The sequence below is a fragment of the Streptomyces sp. NPDC058145 genome (genome assembly GCF_042884245.1).
In the GTDB taxonomy this organism is placed as follows: domain Bacteria; phylum Actinomycetota; class Actinomycetes; order Streptomycetales; family Streptomycetaceae; genus Streptomyces.
In genome coordinates, this window is sequence record NZ_JBHVUH010000005.1 from 269,299 (window position 1) to 286,906 (window position 17,608).

The 17,608-nt window shown below is 70.2% G+C and carries 13 protein-coding genes; 4 read left to right on the top strand and 9 right to left on the bottom strand.

Going from position 1 to position 17,608, the window contains the following annotated elements:
- Nucleotides 1–107: 107 nt before the first annotated feature.
- A complete protein-coding gene (locus ACFVVO_RS13695; RefSeq protein WP_390054559.1) occupies nucleotides 108–2,807 on the bottom strand; it encodes a D-alanyl-D-alanine carboxypeptidase in 2,700 nt (899 codons plus the stop codon).
- Nucleotides 2,808–3,165: 358 nt separating this feature from the next.
- On the opposite strand from ACFVVO_RS13695, the gene ACFVVO_RS13700 reads away from it, so the two are divergent.
- The 3 genes from ACFVVO_RS13700 to ACFVVO_RS13710 all read left to right on the top strand — a co-directional run bounded on the left by ACFVVO_RS13700 (nucleotide 3,166) and on the right by ACFVVO_RS13710 (nucleotide 5,421).
- A complete protein-coding gene (locus ACFVVO_RS13700; RefSeq protein ID WP_390054561.1) occupies nucleotides 3,166–3,921 on the top strand; it encodes a GPP34 family phosphoprotein in 756 nt (251 codons plus the stop codon).
- Nucleotides 3,922–4,182: 261 nt separating this feature from the next.
- The gene (locus ACFVVO_RS13705) at nucleotides 4,183–5,040 is read left to right on the top strand and encodes a helix-turn-helix domain-containing protein (protein ID WP_390054563.1); all 858 of its coding nucleotides are present in this window, start codon (nucleotides 4,183–4,185) and stop codon (nucleotides 5,038–5,040) included.
- A 189-nt stretch (nucleotides 5,041–5,229) separates the two neighbouring features.
- Nucleotides 5,230–5,421, top strand: coding sequence for a DUF397 domain-containing protein (locus ACFVVO_RS13710; RefSeq protein ID WP_390054565.1), 192 nt, complete (start codon nucleotides 5,230–5,232; stop codon nucleotides 5,419–5,421).
- Between the two features lie 161 nt (nucleotides 5,422–5,582).
- Here the strand turns inward: ACFVVO_RS13710 and ACFVVO_RS13715 are convergent, their stop codons facing one another.
- The 5 genes from ACFVVO_RS13715 to ACFVVO_RS13735 all read right to left on the bottom strand — a co-directional run bounded on the left by ACFVVO_RS13715 (nucleotide 5,583) and on the right by ACFVVO_RS13735 (nucleotide 13,461).
- Nucleotides 5,583–6,092: a glutathione peroxidase gene (locus tag ACFVVO_RS13715; protein WP_390054567.1), complete on the bottom strand. Its 510-nt coding sequence runs from the start codon at nucleotides 6,090–6,092 to the stop codon at nucleotides 5,583–5,585.
- A 55-nt stretch (nucleotides 6,093–6,147) separates the two neighbouring features.
- On the bottom strand, nucleotides 6,148–7,053 hold the full coding sequence (locus tag ACFVVO_RS13720; RefSeq protein ID WP_390054568.1) for a slipin family protein: 906 nt from the start codon (nucleotides 7,051–7,053) through the stop codon (nucleotides 6,148–6,150).
- Between the two features lie 149 nt (nucleotides 7,054–7,202).
- Nucleotides 7,203–10,085 carry a glycosyl hydrolase gene (locus ACFVVO_RS13725; RefSeq protein WP_390054570.1) on the bottom strand — a complete coding sequence of 961 codons (2,883 nt, stop codon included), beginning with the start codon at nucleotides 10,083–10,085 and terminating at the stop codon, nucleotides 7,203–7,205.
- A gap of 297 nt (nucleotides 10,086–10,382) precedes the next feature.
- The gene (locus ACFVVO_RS13730) at nucleotides 10,383–12,716 is read right to left on the bottom strand and encodes a heavy metal translocating P-type ATPase (RefSeq protein ID WP_390054572.1); all 2,334 of its coding nucleotides are present in this window, start codon (nucleotides 12,714–12,716) and stop codon (nucleotides 10,383–10,385) included.
- 181 nt (nucleotides 12,717–12,897) lie between these two features.
- Nucleotides 12,898–13,461 (bottom strand): fasciclin domain-containing protein, encoded by a 564-nt coding sequence (locus tag ACFVVO_RS13735; RefSeq protein WP_390054574.1) that lies wholly within the window; start codon nucleotides 13,459–13,461, stop codon nucleotides 12,898–12,900.
- Between the two features lie 313 nt (nucleotides 13,462–13,774).
- Here ACFVVO_RS13735 and ACFVVO_RS13740 point away from each other — a divergent pair, with 313 nt between their 5' ends.
- Nucleotides 13,775–15,289 (top strand): DUF1254 domain-containing protein, encoded by a 1,515-nt coding sequence (locus ACFVVO_RS13740; protein WP_390054575.1) that lies wholly within the window; start codon nucleotides 13,775–13,777, stop codon nucleotides 15,287–15,289.
- A gap of 117 nt (nucleotides 15,290–15,406) precedes the next feature.
- Here ACFVVO_RS13740 and ACFVVO_RS13745 read toward each other — a convergent pair whose 3' ends face one another.
- From ACFVVO_RS13745 to ACFVVO_RS13755, 3 genes are all read right to left on the bottom strand, one after another.
- Entirely contained in the window at nucleotides 15,407–15,952 is a 546-nt protein-coding gene (locus ACFVVO_RS13745) for a hypothetical protein (RefSeq protein WP_390054577.1), read from the bottom strand.
- Between the two features lies 1 nt (nucleotide 15,953).
- Complete coding sequence (locus ACFVVO_RS13750) at nucleotides 15,954–16,310, bottom strand: PadR family transcriptional regulator (RefSeq protein ID WP_390054579.1); 357 nt, start codon at nucleotides 16,308–16,310, stop codon at nucleotides 15,954–15,956.
- Between the two features lie 355 nt (nucleotides 16,311–16,665).
- On the bottom strand, nucleotides 16,666–17,439 hold the full coding sequence (locus tag ACFVVO_RS13755; RefSeq protein WP_390054580.1) for a calcium-binding protein: 774 nt from the start codon (nucleotides 17,437–17,439) through the stop codon (nucleotides 16,666–16,668).
- Nucleotides 17,440–17,608 lie beyond the last annotated feature (169 nt).

A 17,608-nucleotide genomic window follows, 5' to 3' on the forward strand; every position in this document is an offset into this window, starting at 1 on the left:
CGGTCTCGTTCCCCGACCGTCGGCCTGCCCCGTTTCGTGACGCTAGCACGCACCCCGCCGAGGGGCTCCGTCGACGGGGTGCGTGCCAGGTCGGGCCCGGGGCCGACTCAGCCGAGGCGGGTCAGCTTGTCCGTGAAGCCGGGCTCGGCCAGGTCCTTCTGCAGGGCCACCGGCACCTTCACCGCACCGGCACCGCCGTCACCCACGGTGAGCGTGCCGACCTTGGTACCGGCCGTCGCGGTGTGCGGCACGACGTCGGAGGCGAAGGACAGCTTCACCTGCAGGCCCGACCAGCCGGCCGCGGCGACGTCCTTCGTGGCCACCACGGGCGTACGGCCGCCGAGCCCGTCGTCCACGTACCCGACGACGTCGCCCTTCTTCAGCACCGTCGCCGACTTCAGCGCGCCCTGCCCGGAGCGGATCAGCTTGTCGGCCGCGTCCAGCGCCCCGCTGAGGATGGTGTTGTCCGAGCCGCCGGCGGGCTGGCGGACCACCGCGCCGACGATGGTCCGCGTCTCACCGCCGACCTCCTGCTTGGCCGCGAAGACCAGGTTGCCGAGGGCGGAGGTGGTGGTGCCGGTCTTGATGCCGACTACGTGGTTGTGGCCGACCAGGTGGTTCCAGTTGGAGTGGTTGACGCCCTTGTGGTCGTCGTACGACATCATCGCCGCGACCTCGCGGAACGCGGGCTCCTCCATCGCGGCCTTGGCCAGCTTCACCTGGTCCACGGCCGTGCTCACCGTCGAGTTGGTCAGACCCGAGGGGTCGGTGTACGTGGTGTCGGCCATGCCGAGACCCTTGGCGGTGGAGTTCATCTTCGCCACGAACGCCTTCTCGGAACCGACGTCCCAGCGCGCGAGCAGCCGGGCCACGTTGTTCGCGGAGGCGATGAGGATGCTCTCCAGGGCTTCGCGCTGGGAGATGCTGTCGCCGGCCGTGACGTCGACCGTGGACTCCTGGCCCGCCTTCGACTGGTCCTGGGCCGCCTGGTCGATCTTGATCTTCGGGCCGTCGGCGCCGCTCTTCAGCGGGTGGTCGCGCAGGATGATGTACGCCGTCATGACCTTGGCGACGCTCGCGATCGGCACGGGCTTCTGGGTGCCCGAGGAGCCGAACGTACCGATGCCCTGGACGTCCAGCGCGGCCTGGCCCTGGGCCGGCCACGGGATGTCCGTCTTGCCGCCGTCGAAGGTGTAGGAGTCCTTCGCGGTGAGGTCCAGGGTGGGCTGCGGGAGCGGGCGCATCGCCTGTACGACCGCGAAGACGATCGCCAGGAGGATGGCCAGCGGCGTCCAGATCTTGACCCGGCGGACCAGCGTGCGGACCGGGGTCTCCGGCGGTGGGGGCGTGTTCGTCAGCTCCGCCAGCAGGTCCAGCGGGGGCTTCGGCGGGAGCGGCTGCTGGGTGGTGCGCTCGGGGCCGACCTGTGGGAGGGCGCTGGTGGGCGCGGTGAGGTCGGAGTTGCGCAGCGGAACGAACTGGCTGGTGCGCTCCGCTTCGGGGGTGGGGGGCTTGGTCTCGCCCTTGGGCTCGGTCTTGGCCTTGGTCTCGCCCTTGGGCTCGGGCTTCGGCTCGGGCTTCGGCTTGGCCGAGCCGAGCTTGAGCATGGTGGTGGGCTGGTCGACCTCGGGCTTCTTCGGGCGTACGGCCTTGAAGGCGGTGGTGGGCTGGTCGATGCCCTTCGCCTCGGCTTCGCCCTCGGCGGTCGCGGTCTTCCCACCCGCACCACCCGTGCGGCTCTCGCCCTCGGCCGCGGGTGGCTCCTGCGGGGCGTCCTCGCCGTCCTTCGGCTCGCCGGCGGTGCCACGCGCCCCCGCGGCGGCCTTCGCCGCCCTGGCGGCGGCCGCGGCGGCCTTCGCGCCGGCGACCTTGGCCGCCTTCGGGTCGGTGGCCGCGGCGGCCTTCGCTCCGGTGTCCGTGTTCGTGGGAGCCGTGTCCGGGCCCTTGGCGGCCTTCGCGCCGTCGCCGGCGTCCGCCTTCGCGCCCGACCCCGTACCGGCCATCTGACCGGCGTTGCGGCCCGCGTCGGTGCCGGGCTCCGCGTCCGCGTCGGCGTTCGCCGAGGCCGCGTCCGTGCCGGCGCCTGTGGCGGCCTTCGCGTCGTCGCCCTTGGCGGCCTTGGAGGCGGTGTTGGCGTCCGCCTTCGCGTCCGAGCCGGTGCCGGCCTTCTGGTCGGTGTTGCGGCCCGCGTCGGTGCCGGGCTCCGTGTCCGTGTCGGTGTGCGCCGAAGCGGCGCCCGTGCGGGTGCTTGTGGCGGCCTTGGCGGCGGTGTTGGCGTCCGCCTTCGCGTCCGAGCCCGTACCGGCCTTCTGACCGGTGTTGCGGCCCGCGTCGGTGCCGGGCTCCGTGTCCGTGTCGGTGTGCGCCGAAGCGGCGCCCGTGCCGGCGCCTGTTACGGCCTTCGCGTCGGTGGTGGTCTCCGCGTCCGCGTTCGCCTTCGAGTCGGCGTCCGAGCCCGTGCCGGTCTTCGCGCCCGCCCCGGCAGCCGTCTTGGCCCCGGTGCCGGCCTCGGACTTCGTCTCCGCCTCCGCGTCGGACTTCGCGTCGGCGTCCCTCGCGGCCGACGCCTCGTCCTCGGTGGCGTCGTTGTCCGCGTCAGGCCCCAGCCCGGTCTCCGTGTCCTCGTCCGCCGGCGAGGCGCCCTCGCCCTGCGCGGTCCCGGTGTCCTCCGAGCCGGACTCCGTCTCCGGGTTCTTGGCCGAGCGGATCCAGGCCGAGACCGCCTCGCGGAGATCGGAGTCCTGGTCCTCCTCGGGTTTCCGAGGCTCGGACTCCTCCGAGTCGTCGGCGGTCTTTGCGTCCCGCACCGAAAGGATCTTCGTCGCCGTGTCAACGGCGCCCGAGGAATCCTTTTCTCGGGACACCGCAAGACGCGGATCGCGTGCCTCGGGAACCGAACCCGCGCTCCCCGGCGTCGGTTCCGCCGACGACTCGCGCTGCTTCGACCTGTCGGGGGACTCGCCCGCCACCGATGCCTCCTCCATGCGCCGCACGCACACTCGCGCGCCCTGTCCGAACCATGTACCAGTGTCCTGTGTGAGGACTTGGCCCCTGCGGTAGACGAGAACGACATACCTGCCGGTTCCCTCACGAACCGGTCACGTGCTCTCGACAGACCAATGTGAGAGGGGTCACCCTGTCATTCATCCACGCGGGGAGGCATGGATGGGCAGGAGCCGCAGAACAATTCCGGAGGAGCTTCTGCTGCTGGCACTGGACCCGGCCACGGGTACCACTGCACAGCCGCAGTCGCTCGACCTCGGTCTGGCCGGAGCACAGCTAGTGGAGCTGGCGCTGGCCGGACGGATAGCCCCAGACGGGGATCGTATCGCCGTGGTGGTGCCACGGCCGACTGGAGATCCGACTTTGGACTGCGCGTTGGAGTTGCTGCGAAGGCGTGGCGCTCCCGTGCGTGCGGTCCACTGGATCGGCGGGCCGCGATTGGGGCTCCGCCAGATCTATCTATCGCACTTGGAGCGGTGCGGCATGGTCGCCGCCGTACCGGGCCAGATGTGCGGGGTGTTGCCGACGACGCGCTACCAGGCGACGGACACCACCATGAGCCGGGAGATCCGAGCCCGGCTGGACAACGCGATCCGCACCGGCGTACCGCCGGACCCGCGGACCGCGGCGCTCGCCGCGCTCGCGCACGCGGTCGGGCTCGGCAAGCACCTGTATCCGGGGAACGAGGGACGATCCTCCCGCTCCCGGCTACGGGACCTGATCCGGCACGACCCCATGGGCGGGCTGGTGGCGCATGCCGTGATGGACGTGCAGAACGGCGCGGTGGCCCAGCCGAGGCGCGGTCCGGCCACGGCCGCACGCCCGGCGGGGCCCGGAGCCAGGGGCGCGGCGGAACCCGCGCGCGGGGTTCCGATGCAGCCGCACCGCGGGTCCATGGCGCGCGCCGTGACCCACTGAGCCGCACCGCCGGTCCCCACGACACCGGTACGCAGTCCCCGAACCCGTTACGGGAGCCGCTGGTTCGAGCGGGGCGATGAGATCCGTGTGGTCTCACCGCCCCGCTCGGCCGTGTCCGGAGCGTCGAACCGCGCCCGAACCGGTGCGTACGCGCTGCATATCCACGGTTTCCCAGCGGTGGAAAGCACCTTGGTGGCAGTCTGCTCAACAGCAGATACGCAAAGTGGTCAGTACAGGCAGGCAGCCGGAGGTGCACGTCCCGTGGCGTCCAATGTCAATCCCACCGTCAGGCGGCGCCGGCTGGGCCAGGAGCTGCGCAGGCTCCGCGAGCTCAAGGGCATGACGGCCGAAGAGGTGGCGGAGCGGCTGCTCGTGTCGCAGTCGAAGATCAGCCGGCTGGAGAACGGCCGCAGAAGCATCAGTCAGCGCGATGTCCGCGATCTGTGCGGGGTGTACGAGGTCGAGGACCAGCGGATCGTCGACTCGCTGATGGAGATGGCCCGTGACTCCCGCCAGCAGGGCTGGTGGCACACGTTCGGGGACATCCCGTACAGCGTGTACATCGGCCTGGAGACCGACGCCGAGTCGCTGCGGGTGTACGAACCCCAGCTCGTCACCGGCCTGTTGCAGACCCGCGCCTACGCGGAGGCCCTGGTGCAGGGCGCGTTGCCGGAGACGTCGACGGCCGAGATCGACAAGCGCGTGCAGGTCCGCATGCGGCGACAGGAACGTATCACCGCCGAGGGCAACGCCCTGCGGCTGTGGGTGGTGCTGGACGAGGCGGCGCTGCGCCGGGTCGTCGGCAGCCGGCTGGTGATGCGCGAACAGCTGGAGCACCTGGTCGAGATGTCCCAGCTGCCGCACGTCACCGTGCAGGTGCTGCCCTTCGAGGTGGGCGCGCATCCGGGGCTCAACGGCCAGTACGCGATCCTGGAGTTCACCGACGCGGCCGACTCGAGCGTGGTCTACCTCGAGGGCGTCACCAGCGACCTGTACCTGGAGAAGGCGCCGGACGTGCAGAAGTACGCCGTGATGTACGAACATCTGCGGGCACAGTCCCTCAATGTGGAACAGTCCCGGCAACTCATCGCGAAGGTGGCCAAGGAGTACGCCGACTGAGCCATGCTTCACAGAAGCGCGGGATCGTACACCATTGGTCCACTCCAGCGTAAGACTCACCTGGAATATGCCATCCGCTTGAGTGAACGACTACTCCGCAGGCGGCAGTTGCCCGGTAGCGTCGATCACGCCAATCAGAAGACAAGGTTGGCGTGAACCGCACTACAGCAACTGGCAACAGGAGTGGACATGGCACTGATTCAGGGCGCTTCGGAGACGTGGATGAAGTCTTCCTATTCCGCGGGCAACGGCGCCTGCGTCGAGGTCAAGTCGCCCACCACCGCGGAACTCGCCGTACGCGACTCCAAGGTCACCGACGGCCCGATCCTGGCCTTCCCCGCCGAGGCGTGGAACGACTTCGTCGCCTCGGTCAAGGCATAGGGGGCTCTCTCTGCCCCTCGCGCATAGGCGTCGCTCGACGACAACTGCACAAGCGTCACTCACGGAGCCCTCTCGACCAGTCGCCGTCCTTGCCGAGAGGGCTCTACGCACCTGAGTGGCGCGCCCATCCAGTCCTTCTTCCGGTCCTTTTCTCGGAAGAACTACTGGCCCAGCTGTCCCTCGATGGCCGCGACGACCTCAGCCGCCTCCGGCTCGGTCTGCGGCGAGAACCGGGCGACGACCTGGCCGTCCCGGCCGATCAGGAACTTCTCGAAGTTCCAGCGGACGTCGCCGCTGTGCCCCTCGCCGTCCGCGAAACCGACGAGGCGCTCGTACAGCGCGTGCCGCCCCTCCCCGTTCACCTCGACCTTCTCGGTCAGCGGGAAGGTCACCCCGTACGTGGCCGAGCAGAACTCGGCGATCTCCTCGGCGGTGCCGGGCTCCTGCCCGAGGAACTGGTTGCAGGGGACGCCGAGCACGGTGAAGCCCTGCTCGGCGTACCGCTCCTGCAGCCGCTCCAGACCCGTGTACTGCGGGGTCAGCCCGCACTTGGAGGCCACGTTCACGATGAGCACGGCCTGGCCGGCGTAGCCCGGCAGATTGGCGGAGCCGCCCTGGAGGGCTCCGATCTCGATGTCCAGCACGGAACCGTTGTGGTCGGTAGCAGTCATGCCCGGATGCTAGAGCCTGTCCCGCGCCGCTCCGCCACCGGCCGGCCCGGGCGGCTCAGCCCTGCTCCACACCCTCCGACGCCTGCTGCTTCCCCTCGGGTGCCTGCTGCCTCTCCTCGGACGCCTGCTGCTCCTCTTCCGGCGCCTGCTGTTCCGGAACGACGCGCCGCTCCTGCCCCTTCTCCCCGATCTCCACGTCGATCTTCTTTACGGCCCGGTCGAAGTACCGCAGCAGCTCCACCGGGAACGGCATGACGAGCGTGGAGTTCTTCTCGGCGGCCACCTCGACGACCGTCTGCAGCAGACGCAGCTGCATGGCCTCCGGGGTGTCGGACATGATCCGTGAGGCGTTGGCGAGCTGCTGCGCGGCCTGGAACTCACCGTCGGCGGTGATGACCCGGGCCCGCCGCTCACGCTCGGCCTCGGCCTGCCGCGACATGGACCGCTTCAGCGACTCGGGGAGCTGCACGTCCTTGATCTCGACCCGGTCGATGTGGATGCCCCACCCGGCGGCCGGACTGTCGATCATCAGCGCCAGCCCCTCGTGCAACCGTTCCCGGTCACTGAGCAGATCGTCCAGATCGCTCTTGCCGATGATGGACCGCAGGGAGGACTGGGCGACCTGCCCGACGGCGAAGACGTAGTCCTGCACCTCGACGGTGGCACGCACCGGATCCGTCACCCGGAAGTACACGACGGCGTCGACCTTCACCGACACGTTGTCCCGTGTGATGCCCTCCTGGGTGGGCACCGGCATGGTCGCGACCTGCACGTTCACCTTGCGCATCCGGTCGGCGAACGGAATGAGGAAGGTGACGCCCGGCTGTCGGTGCGCCGGCAGGGCCTTGCCCAACCTGAACACCACACCACGCTCCACCTGGTTGACGACGCGCATACCGCTCTTCAGCACGATCAGCAGCAGAGCGGCCACCACGACCACTGCGACGGCGGTGCCTTCCATGGCACTCCAATCCTCACTCCCGGCAGAGACACCGGGTAGGACACCGGCCCGGCCGCAAAGGGTGCGGCCACCCGCGTCATGAAACCGTCAAGAATGCGGGCGAACGCCGGCGGTGGCGGGCGAACCCACCACCGCCGGCGCGCGGTTCGTCAGCTGTAGGGCAGTCGCAGGACCGATCGTTCTCCGGTGCCGAGGGTGGTGGGGGTGTTGCCGAGGGCGTTCCAGATCTTGACCTGTACGGTTCCGTTCTTCAGGTCGCAGGGGGTGCCGGTGGTGGAGGTGGTGCCGGTCTTGTCGGTGTAGTGCTCCCAGCCGGTGACGGGGTCGGTGGCGAAGTACTGGTAGGTCTCCACGCGGTCCCATGCGCCGTTGCCGGTGCAGTCGTAGGACACCTGTGCCTGGAGCGCGTTGCCGACGACGTCCTTGGCGTCGACGGCGAGGTCGAACCGGGTCTTGCCGTCGGCGTACTTGAGGTCGAGCCCGGAGGCGGTGAAGGTGACCGGCTTGTAGGGGGTGCCGTCGTGGTTGGCGCCGTCGGCCGACGCCACGGTCACGGAGCCCGCCGCACCCGCGGTACCGGCCAGCGTCCCGTCGCCGCTCGGGTACAGCGTGGGCGACGAACCGGTCCCACCGGTGGGCGAAGGCGTCGGGGTCGGCGTCGGAGTGGGGTCTGTGCCGCCCGGTGCGCTGCCGCCGCTCCACGTGTGGGCGCCGGCCGTGACCGTCTTCCCGGCGGGCACCTGCACGGTGGTGCCGTCGGAGAAGTGCACGGTGCTGTCCGTGGCCGTGGTGTTGGCGGCGACGTAGGTGCGTTCGCCGTTCTTGACGAAGACGGCGCTCAGCGGGGAGTCGGCGGTGACCCCGGTGTCCACGGTGCCGAGCGCGGCGAGGTTGCGGATCCAGTGGAAGGTGTGGGCCTTGCTCTCGCCCTCCTCGGAGGTGAGGGAGCCGTGGGCGCGGAAGTCGGCCAGAGCCGCGTCGCCGTCGCCCAGGGCCCGGTACTCGTACCAGATGTCGGGCCAGATCCCCGGCTGGGTCTTGCCGGCCTGGTCCAGCATCTCCTGGTAGTTCGTCCTGACGTAGGCGGGGTTGTCACCCAGGTAGAGGTGTCCGCCGGTCACCGGCAGCAGGTTGATGCCCTGGATCTGCTCGGGGGCGCTGGAGAACCAGGTCGAGTAGGCGCCGCCGTTGCTCCACACCATGCCGACCTCCTTGTGCTGGAAGCCCTCCGGATAGACCTGGTCGTGGACGTCGAACCAGTAGTCCTCGATGGCGGCGGCCTGGGTGGTGTACATGTAGATGCCGGCGTCCCGGACGGCCTTGTTCCCGGTGGCGCTGCCCCACTGGATGAGGGCGTTGTCGAAGTTCATCCCCTCGGAAGAAGACTCCTGGTTGTTGCCCGCGGCGAACGAGCCGTGGCCGGAGGCCCAGTCATGGCCGGCGTAGATGTCGAAGTCCCGCAGGAACGGGAAGCGCTTGTCTGCGCGGTCGTAGTTGTCGGCGTCCCGGATGAGCAGGTCGACCATCCCGCCGTAGTGATCGGCGTCGGCCCAGGTGGGGTCGAACTTGGCGACGGTCGCGGCGGCGGCGACGTAGTAGCCGTAGTGGAAGTGGTGGTCGTTCAGCTCCTGGTCGGACCCGTAGGAGGCCGGGTAGCCGATCAGCGTGCCCCACTTGTCGTCGTAGTAGAACAGGTGGCCCGTCTTGTTCGGCGAGGCCGTGAACCAGTCCGTGAGCTTGGACTTGATGGCCGACAGAGCGGCGTCGCGCACCTCGGTGTCGCCGGTCTGGTCGGCGATCTCCGCCAGGCGCGCGGCACGCCCGAGCCCCTTGCCGGTCCAGTAGGTGTCGTCGCTCACCTGACGGGTCGGGTCGGCCTTCTCGGCGTTCAGGTAGTCCCGCAGGGTCGCGGCGTCGGCGCCGGAACTGTCGGCGACCGCCGGTATCTCGGGCAGCACCCCGTGGAAGTCCATCGTCGTGGTGAAGGACGTGACGCCGGTGAGGACCTTGAGCGGGCCGCGGGAGGAGACGTAGGTCTGCGGCAACGGGTCGCCGTCGGACAGATGGCGCCACTGGTGCGGCAGCAGGGCCGCTACCGTCCCGGTCGCCGATCCCTCGAGGACGTCGGTGGTGTAGCGGTACGTGGTGGTGACGGTGCTCTTCGCCTCGTCGTACCGGTAGGACACGGCCGTGCCGGTGACCGGATCGTGGGCGTACTCGGCGTACGCGTCCGCGAGCGCGGTGCGGTCGGCGGCCGGAGTGGACGGCGTCGTCGGCAGCACGGCCACCGAGAAGTAGTCCTTGCCCGCGAGCGAGGAGGTGAAGGTGGAGCCGCTGACCGACCAGGTGGCGCCGGCCGGGGCGAAGGCGACGTAGTCGTGCCCGTTGACCGAGTAGCCGAGCGTCGAGCCGGAGTGGGACCACACGTCCACCGTCGCGTCCGAGGCGGCCTTGATCCGCGCGTCACCGCCCTTCGCGCGGAAGTAGGCGAAGGGCAGGCCTGAGCCGATCGTCGCCCGCAGGGTGTGCGCGCCGTCGCTGAGGTACGGGCTGACGGTCCAGTCGCTCCAGTCGTCGACCTTCACCTCGGGGGCGGCCAGACCGGAGACGCCGGCGACGAAGTCCTCCTTGTACTCGAAGTGGTACTCGCCGACGCCCTTGCCGCTGCCGGAGATCGTCGGCTTCGTGCTGTAGGAGACGCCCAGCCCCTCCGGCCCGGCCCGGAAGCCGAGCGGCTGGGCGAACAGGGGCTCCCCGTAAGCGCAGTTGGTCCGCTTCCAGAGGATCGACGACCACCAGTCGTTGGTGGGGACGGCGCCGGCCGGGGCGTTGGCGGTCACCCAGTGACGCGGGTTGGTGGACAGGTCCGCGCAGCCGGAGGGCAGCGGTCCGGGCGCCGTGGTGGTGTAACTGCCCGCACCCACGGTGTCGGCGCCGGCTTTCGCGGAGTCGAGTACCGTCAGGACCGCCCCGAGGAGGGCGGCGAGAGCCACGAACACCGCGGCCCGCCGCCAGGGCGAGGACCACGACACCGCTCTTAACGGCTGAACACTGTCTCTTGACATGGGAGCACCCTTCAGCACGGGGCGAGGCGTACGGACGGCCCGAGCCGACAGGTACGGCGGGCCGTTGAGCAGGTGACGAGCCGACCTTTCATACGCAGGCCGTTGTGACGGAGAGCCCGGAACCCAGTGCCTTGAGAGCGCTCTCAAGCACGGAAGGCTAGGGTCGCCCTGAGACACCGTCAATACAAAGCGCAATGATTGTTCGACCGGCCGTCACCTGGTGATCGTCCTGTGCCGCTCCGGATCCGGCCGTACGGTCACCGGTCACGGGGCCAGGGAGAAGTAGTTCTCCTCTTCCTGGGTGAAGTGCAGGCGCAGCACGGTGTTGAGGCCGTAGAGGCAGGAGCGCAGGTCGTCGAGTTGCCCGGGGGCCAGGCCGCCGTCGGCGTGGGCGAGTTGCAGATGGGTGGCGATGCGGCGGGAGAGGCGCTCGATCTCCGTGTGGGCGCGGCTCATGGTGGCGGTGGCCTCGGGCCCGCCGAGCGTGGGGGCGAGGGCGGGGTAGAGCTGGTGTTCCTCGGCGTACTCGTGCGGGAGCAGCCGTTCGGTGAGCAGCCGGTGGGTCTCCTCGACGGCCCCCAGGGCCTCGGGGCCGGGATCGGCGGAGAGGCGGTCGGCCGCGCCGCGGACGGATTCGAGGACGTCCTGGAGGTCGTCGTGCTCGGCGGCGAAGCGGTGGATGAGGGTTTCGGCGGCGGGCGTCAGGGGCGGTCGCGCGGCCTGGTCGACACGCAGGGCGCGCAGGGCGTTGAGGATGACGGCGACGTCGATGACCTCCTGCAGCAGGGCACCGGCGGCGGGCGGGAGCAGGCCGGCGGCGGCCGCGGCCATGGCGGCCAGTGACATCAGCATGCCGCCGAGGGCGCTCTGGACGGCGATGCGCCGGGCGCGCTGGGCGATGCCGACGGCGTCGGCGAGGCGGTCGACGCGATCCGTGGTCAGGACGATGTCGGCGGCTTCGGAGGAGGCCGTGGAGCCACGGGCGCCCATGGCGACGCCGATGTCGGCGGCGGCGAGGGCGGGGGCGTCGTTGATGCCGTCCCCGACCATCACGGTGACGGCGCGCTCGCGTTCGGCGCGTACGACGGCGACCTTGTCGGCCGGGCCGAGTTCGGCGCGTACGTCGTCCAGGCCCAGGACGGCGGCGGCCTCGTGGGCGGGTGCGGCGCGGTCGCCGGTGAGCATCAGCAGCCGTTCGATGCCCGCTGCCCGCAGATGGCGCAGGGTCCTGGGCGCGTCGGGGCGCAGGGGGTCGCGCAGGAGCAGCGCACCGGCCGGCTGCCCGTCGACGGTGAGCCAGGCGACGGCGGCGCCGTCGAGGAGGGCACGGTTGTCCACCGCCTCCGCCCAGGACGGCCGTGTGTCCGCCGGGCTGAGCCGGCCGATGGACACCCGGTGCCCGTCGACGGTGCCGGTCGCGCCCCGGCCGGGCTCCTCGGTGACGTCGGCGGGAACCGACAGCCCCAGCTTGCGTTCCCGGGCCGTGTCGACGATGGCCTGGGCGAGGACGTGAGGCGAGTACTGGTCGACGGAGGCCGCCAGACGAAGGACTTCGGTGGGCCTGGAGTCGGAGGCGGCGGTGACGTCGAGGACGCGGGGACGGCCGCGGGTGAGGGTGCCGGTCTTGTCGAGCAGGAGGGTGCGGGCGCGGCCGAGGTTCTCCAGCGCGCCGCCGTCGCGCACGACGACGCCGAGGCGGGAGGCGCGGGAGAGGCCGGAGACCACGGCGACCGGGGCGGCCAGCAGCAGCGGGCAGGGGGTGGCGACCACCAGGACCGCGACGGCACGCACGGCGGATCCGCTGACCAGCCAGGCCAGTCCCGCCACCAGCAGGGAGAGGGGCAGGAACCAGGCCGCGTAGCGGTCGGCCAGCCGGACGACGGGCGCGGACTCGGCCCCGGCCTGCTGGGCCAGGCGCACGATCCCGGCGTAGGTGCTGTCCTGCTCGGTGGCGGTGGCCCGCAGCTCGAAGGCGCCTCCCGCGTTGACCACGCCGCTGCGCACCTTCTCGCCCCGCGCGCGCTCGACCTGGAGTGACTCGCCGGTGAGGACGGACTCGTCGAATACGGCGGTGACGTCCTCCAGACGGCCGTCGACCGGGACCACCTCGCCCGGACCGACGACGAGGAGGTCACCGACGGCGATCTCGGCCGGCGGCACCGGGACCACACCGGCGTCGGTGCGCCGACGGGCGGAGCGCGGTGCGTGCTCCAGCAGGGCACGCAGGTCGTGGGAGGCGCGCCGCTGGGCCGCGGCCTCCAGGGTGCGGCCGGTGGCGAGCATCAGCGCGATCAGGGCGCCGGCCAGGTACTCGTGGACGGCCAGGGTGCCACCGAGCGCGAGGACGGCGATGAGGTCCACGCCCGCACGTCCGTGCCGCAGGGAGGCGAGCACCCATCCCACCGCGGGCACGACGGCCGACAGGGTCCCGAGCCCCCAGAAGAGGTCGGCGAGGCCGGCCGCACCGGCCAGCCAGGCGAGGCCGCCGGCGGTCAGGGCCGCCGCGGTGACGGCCAGGAGAACGGGTTCGATCCGTGGCGAGGCGACCACCGCGGCCAGGCGGTGCGGCCGTCCAGTGCGGGTGGGGTGGTGATTCATGGCGTACCTCGGTCCGTCCGGCGCGGCGACCATCGGGTCGGCCCCGATCCATCACACCGCGCCACCGGCCACCGCCGGCAGGGGCTGTCCGGCCCTGAGGCAGGGCCGGACAGCCGGTGTCCGCACGCGCGAAGGCCCGCCCCTCCACCGGACGGGCGGCCCTTCGCGCATGCGGACAGCGTCAGGACGGAGGCTGGAGAACCTGGTCGATGACGTAGATGGTGGCGTTCGCGGCCTTGATGTTGCCGCAGACGATGTTCGCCTTGCCGTTGACCTTGAAGTCGGTGCCGGAGCCCGACGTGGTCAGCTTGCCGCCTTCCACCGTGGTGAAGGAGCCGTTGGCGAGTTCGTTCGGGGTGATCTGCTTGTCCACGACGTGGTAGGTCAGCACCTTCTTGAGCTGCCCCTCATTGCTGAGGAGCGAGGCGAGCTGCGACGCGGTGACGTTCTTGAAGGCCTGGTCGTTGGGGGCGAAGATGGTGACGTCGGGCTTGCCGTTCAGGGTGTCGGTCAACTTCGCCCTGACCGCGGCCGAGACGAGCTGGCTGAGCTGCGGATACGCGGACGCGGCGTTCACGACCTTGTCCTTGGCCGTGTCGACCTTCTGCGAGAGCGCCGAACAGCCGGAACCGAACGTCCCCGACGGGCTGGGAGACGCGTCCCGTGCGTGACTCTGCGACGCGGGAATTCCGAGCGCGAGCGGCAGGGCGACCAGCGCTGCCGCGCCGGCCTTTGCTTTACGCATGCGGGTGAACCTCATCGCAACCTTCCTCCCATGGAGGCGTGAGCACTGCAGAGGCTTGGACTGCGGACGTCCTCGCTTCCGCGGGCGGGGGTGGGGCGGCTGCCACGCCGCGGCCTTCGGCCTTCATCACCCGGCCACTCAGCGAGCGTATCCAGCAGGTGTTGGTGACCGCATCTCGAAGCTGAGGCGGCCGGGACTCCTCCGGCTGCGTCGACCGGCGACGCGGGGGAGGATGGTCGCTGGGGAGGAGGGGGCACGCGGCCGGGGGGCCGGAGACCTTGCCCTCGACGCTGTTGAGCGAAGTGATGCCGATATGTCCGCACCATCACACAGCCCCGCCTGGCGGCGGATTCCCGAGGACGTGGCCGGTGCGGCCGTCACGGTGGCACGGGCCGCCGGGCACGCGGCCCTGCACCCGAAGTCCGTGATCGATCGCGCGCGTCATCTGCCGGACATCGTGCCCGTGTTGGGTCAGGCGGTGAAGCCGATACTGACCGGCCACATGGGCGACTGGCGTGGCGAGTACGCCTACACGCTCGGTGAGCAGGCGTTCGTCTACGGCTTTCCGTACATCTACAACGCCCGGTTGAGGCACGACTGGGTGACGCAGCCGCGCAGCCCCGCGACGGTTCCGTACGCGCCCGTCAACCATTTCTGGCATGCCGAGCGGTTGCTGGACGCGACCTACCGCGACGGTGGATGTCCCAACAACGACACCCTGTACTCGGCGGCCTGGGTGGACCTCCGGAGCGAGCCGGTCATCCTCTCCCATCCAGCCATGGCCGATCGGTACTTTACCTTCGAACTGGTGGGCATCACGTCCGACAACTTCGACTGCGTCGGCCAGCGCACCACCGGCTCCGACGCGGGCGACTTCGCCCTCGTCGGCCCGGGTTGGAAGGGAAAGCTTCCTACCGGGGTGCGGCGCCTGAAGAAGGCACCCAGCCCCTGGGTCCTCGTCCTCGGCCGCACCCTGGTCAGCGGCCCGGACGACGTGCCCCGCGTCCGGGAACTCCAGGAGCGGTACCGGCTCACTCCGCTCAGCCTGTTCGGCAAGCCGGACGCGAAGGTTCCCGAGAGCCGTGACGTCCTGACGCCGATCCCGGCGGAGGAGGACCCCCTGGGGCCGTGGAAGACCCTGAACGCGATGCTGGCCGAGAATCCCCCACCGGCACATCACCACGTCCTTCTGCAGCAGTTCGCCCAGATCGGCATAGGCCCCGGCCTCGACGTCGAGGCCCAGCCCGACGCGGTCAGACGAAGCCTGATCCGGGCCGCCGCCGTCGGCGTGCCCCTGCTCAGGCAGCAGATTCTCAGCGGCGACTGGGCCCACCTCGTCAACGGCTGGCGCTACCCTCCCCCGCACATGGGACGATTCGGCGACGACTTCCTCAAACGCGCCGCCGACCAGTCGCTGTTGGGCGTCGCCGCCAACGACCCCGCGGAAGCGGTCTACTTGCTCAACTTCGAGGACGAGGACGGCGACAAGCTGGACTCCGAGGGCCGGTACGAACTGCACTTCCCCAGCGGCGCCACACCGCCGGTCGAAGCCTTCTGGTCGCTGACCGCCTACGGGGAGGACATGAATCTGATCTCCAACCCGGCCGATCGCCACTCGGTGGGCGACCGCAGCGCCGGCCTGCGGTGGGACGCGGACGGCGGACTGACCATCCACCTGCAGAGTGAGCCGCCCGACCAGGGCGGGGAAGCCAACTGGCTGCCCACCGCGAAGGAAGGCACCTGGTTCGTGGCCCTGCGCATGTACCGGCCCCGCCCGGAGGTGATCGACGCGACCTGGGAGTGTCCACCCCTGACCCGCGTCGCCTGACGTTCCGGCGCCGCGCCGATACCGGAAGCGGATGCGTACGAAGCCGTCGGCAGCGTGCCTTCAGTCCTCGCGCTGGTGGTGATGTAACGCCGCAGAAGGCGCCGTCGTCCGATGCCTTCAGCCGGCCTGACGGTTCCGGCGGTGCGGCAGTGCCCGCCAGAGACGGCCGCAGACGACGGTGCCGACGATCAGCAGCACGTAGACCAGCGGCGTCCACGCGCCACCGGTGCGGCTGGCATGGCCCTGGTGGAACACGAAGGTGACGGAGCTCTGCAGCCAGACGACGCCGCTCCAGGTGAATGTGCCATCGGTGTGCGCGCCCGTGGCCGCGATCGCCTGCTGGTAGGCGTTCTCCGCCTCGCCCAGGAAGAAGTTGAGCAACAGCGGCGTGGTGAGGAGGAAAAGGGCGGCGGCGATCCAGGAGTGCCGTGGCCCCTCGCCGAGTTCGGCGGTCAGATACTCCTCCGCGAGTTCGCGACTGTCACCGAGACGGCGTACCGCCTCCGTGGCGCCGACCTCAACGGCGGCCTCCAGCAGGTTAGCGCGGACCTCGCGGCGCCGGGCGACCCGGCTCCCGGAGGGGAGGTCGTACAGGCGTTGGTCGAGCGACCAGACGAGGCGCTCGATGCGGAGCCGGTCGAGCCAGGTGACGGTGTGCAGCATGTCAGGAGCCCTTCTGCGGCGCGGTGGGCAGGGGACGGGACAGGACGGAGTCGACACTGTGGACGTGCCGGGCCCAGGCGGCGGCACCAGCCGCCAGGGCATCGCGCCCGGCATCGGTCAGCCGGTAGTACTTGCGTGCGGGACCGCTGGAGGAGGCGACGAGCCGGGTGGCCAGCCGCCCCTCTCGCTCGAGCCGGGCCAGCGCCGGATACACCGTGCCCTCGAGGACGTCGGTGAAGCCGACAGCCTGCAGGCGCTGGGCCACCTCGTATCCGTACGACTCCCGTTCGGCCAGCAGGTGCAGCAGCAGCAGCGAGAGGACACCTTTGAGTAGCTGCGGGTCATGGCTAGAGGTCACAGCATCTAGAGTGTTGCTAGTACTATGCAATGTCAAGTAGTGCGATTGAGGTCGGCGGCGAATCTCCCACCGTTCGACCATTGCCGGATCACGCGAGTGAACGGCTTCCGTACGCCACCAGTTGTGGGCCGGCGAGGTCGCGCGAGCGGTGTGGGCGCATCCGGCCGGGCTCAGCGCGACGCAGGCTGCGGTCCAACCTGTGCGCCGGTGCCATTGCCGGACGCTGCCGTATGGCAGCTGGGTGACGCCCCGGCCAAGCAGCTGACGGCCCCGAGACGGCCCCAGCACAGCATCAAGCCCCCACCCGACGGAGAACCCGTTGGTGGGGGCTTGATGCTGTGCGTGATACCTCTGTCTACCGTACGTCTACGTAGTCCCCGGCGGTCTTGACCGTCGCGGTCGTGCTGGTGCCGGAGAAGTAGTAGCGCCAGTAGCCGTCGCCGGCAGCTGTCGCGGTGGTCTTCAGGTTGCCGGTGCTGTTGGTGTACACGGTTTTGACCGTCGTGTAGGTGTCTGTTCCCGCTTTGCGGAACTGCAGCTTGACCGGCTGATTGGTGTAGCCACGGTAGTCGTGGGTCTCCCAGTTGGCGCGGGTCAGTTTGCCGGTGACGGTGATGGTCTTGCCCTTGGCGACCGGCTCCGGCGAAGCGTTGACGCTGAGCTTCGAGTAGCGCTGGATGTTCGTGTACTTGTAGGCATCCAGGGAGATGCCGCCGTTGCCCTTGTCGAAGGCGTCGACGCCGACCTTCCACTGCCCGGCCCAAGAGTTCTTCTGCAGGTCGCGGGGGTTGAGGGTGAAGGGGACGACGCAGGTCTTCGTCGCGGCGTCGACGGCTGTGCACGTCGGACGGCCGAACGGCACCGTCATGTCCGTGTCTTCTTCCTTGGGGCCGCCGTGCCACACGAACACGCGGGCCGTTTCGATGCCGTCCGGATCGGTGGCGGTCACCGAAGCCGAGAAGGTGACCGTGTTGGAGATGCCGACCACGATGGGCTTGCCACCGTTGACCGTGACGCTGGTGATCGTTGTGTCGCCGCCCCACGACTCGTCGGCCTGAGCCGTTGGAGCGCTTGCGACGGCGAGTGCCAGGGCGCCGGACAGAGCGGCACCTATGGCGATTGAGCGCATGTAGTCCCCAGGAAAATCAGGCCTGCCGGCCGAGCCCCCGCCGCAGGCACCACGATGGATAGCGGGAGCGTACTGCGTTCACGCCAACTTGGCTGATTGTCCACCTGCACATCAGTCACCACACCCAGCGCGACCAACATCGCGGAGGACCGGACCACCTGCACGACGC

Coding starts and splice junctions, on each gene's coding strand:
- ACFVVO_RS13700 (WP_390054561.1), top strand. CDS start 3,166: ATGGGCAGGAGCCGCAGAACAATTCCGGAGGAGCTTCTGCTGCTGGCA.
- ACFVVO_RS13710 (WP_390054565.1), top strand. CDS start 5,230: ATGGCACTGATTCAGGGCGCTTCGGAGACGTGGATGAAGTCTTCCTAT.
- ACFVVO_RS13715 (WP_390054567.1), bottom strand. CDS start 6,092: ATGACTGCTACCGACCACAACGGTTCCGTGCTGGACATCGAGATCGGA.
- ACFVVO_RS13720 (WP_390054568.1), bottom strand. CDS start 7,053: ATGGAAGGCACCGCCGTCGCAGTGGTCGTGGTGGCCGCTCTGCTGCTG.
- ACFVVO_RS13730 (WP_390054572.1), bottom strand. CDS start 12,716: ATGAATCACCACCCCACCCGCACTGGACGGCCGCACCGCCTGGCCGCG.
- ACFVVO_RS13735 (WP_390054574.1), bottom strand. CDS start 13,461: ATGCGTAAAGCAAAGGCCGGCGCGGCAGCGCTGGTCGCCCTGCCGCTC.
- ACFVVO_RS13740 (WP_390054575.1), top strand. CDS start 13,775: ATGTCCGCACCATCACACAGCCCCGCCTGGCGGCGGATTCCCGAGGAC.
- ACFVVO_RS13745 (WP_390054577.1), bottom strand. CDS start 15,952: ATGCTGCACACCGTCACCTGGCTCGACCGGCTCCGCATCGAGCGCCTC.
- ACFVVO_RS13755 (WP_390054580.1), bottom strand. CDS start 17,439: ATGCGCTCAATCGCCATAGGTGCCGCTCTGTCCGGCGCCCTGGCACTC.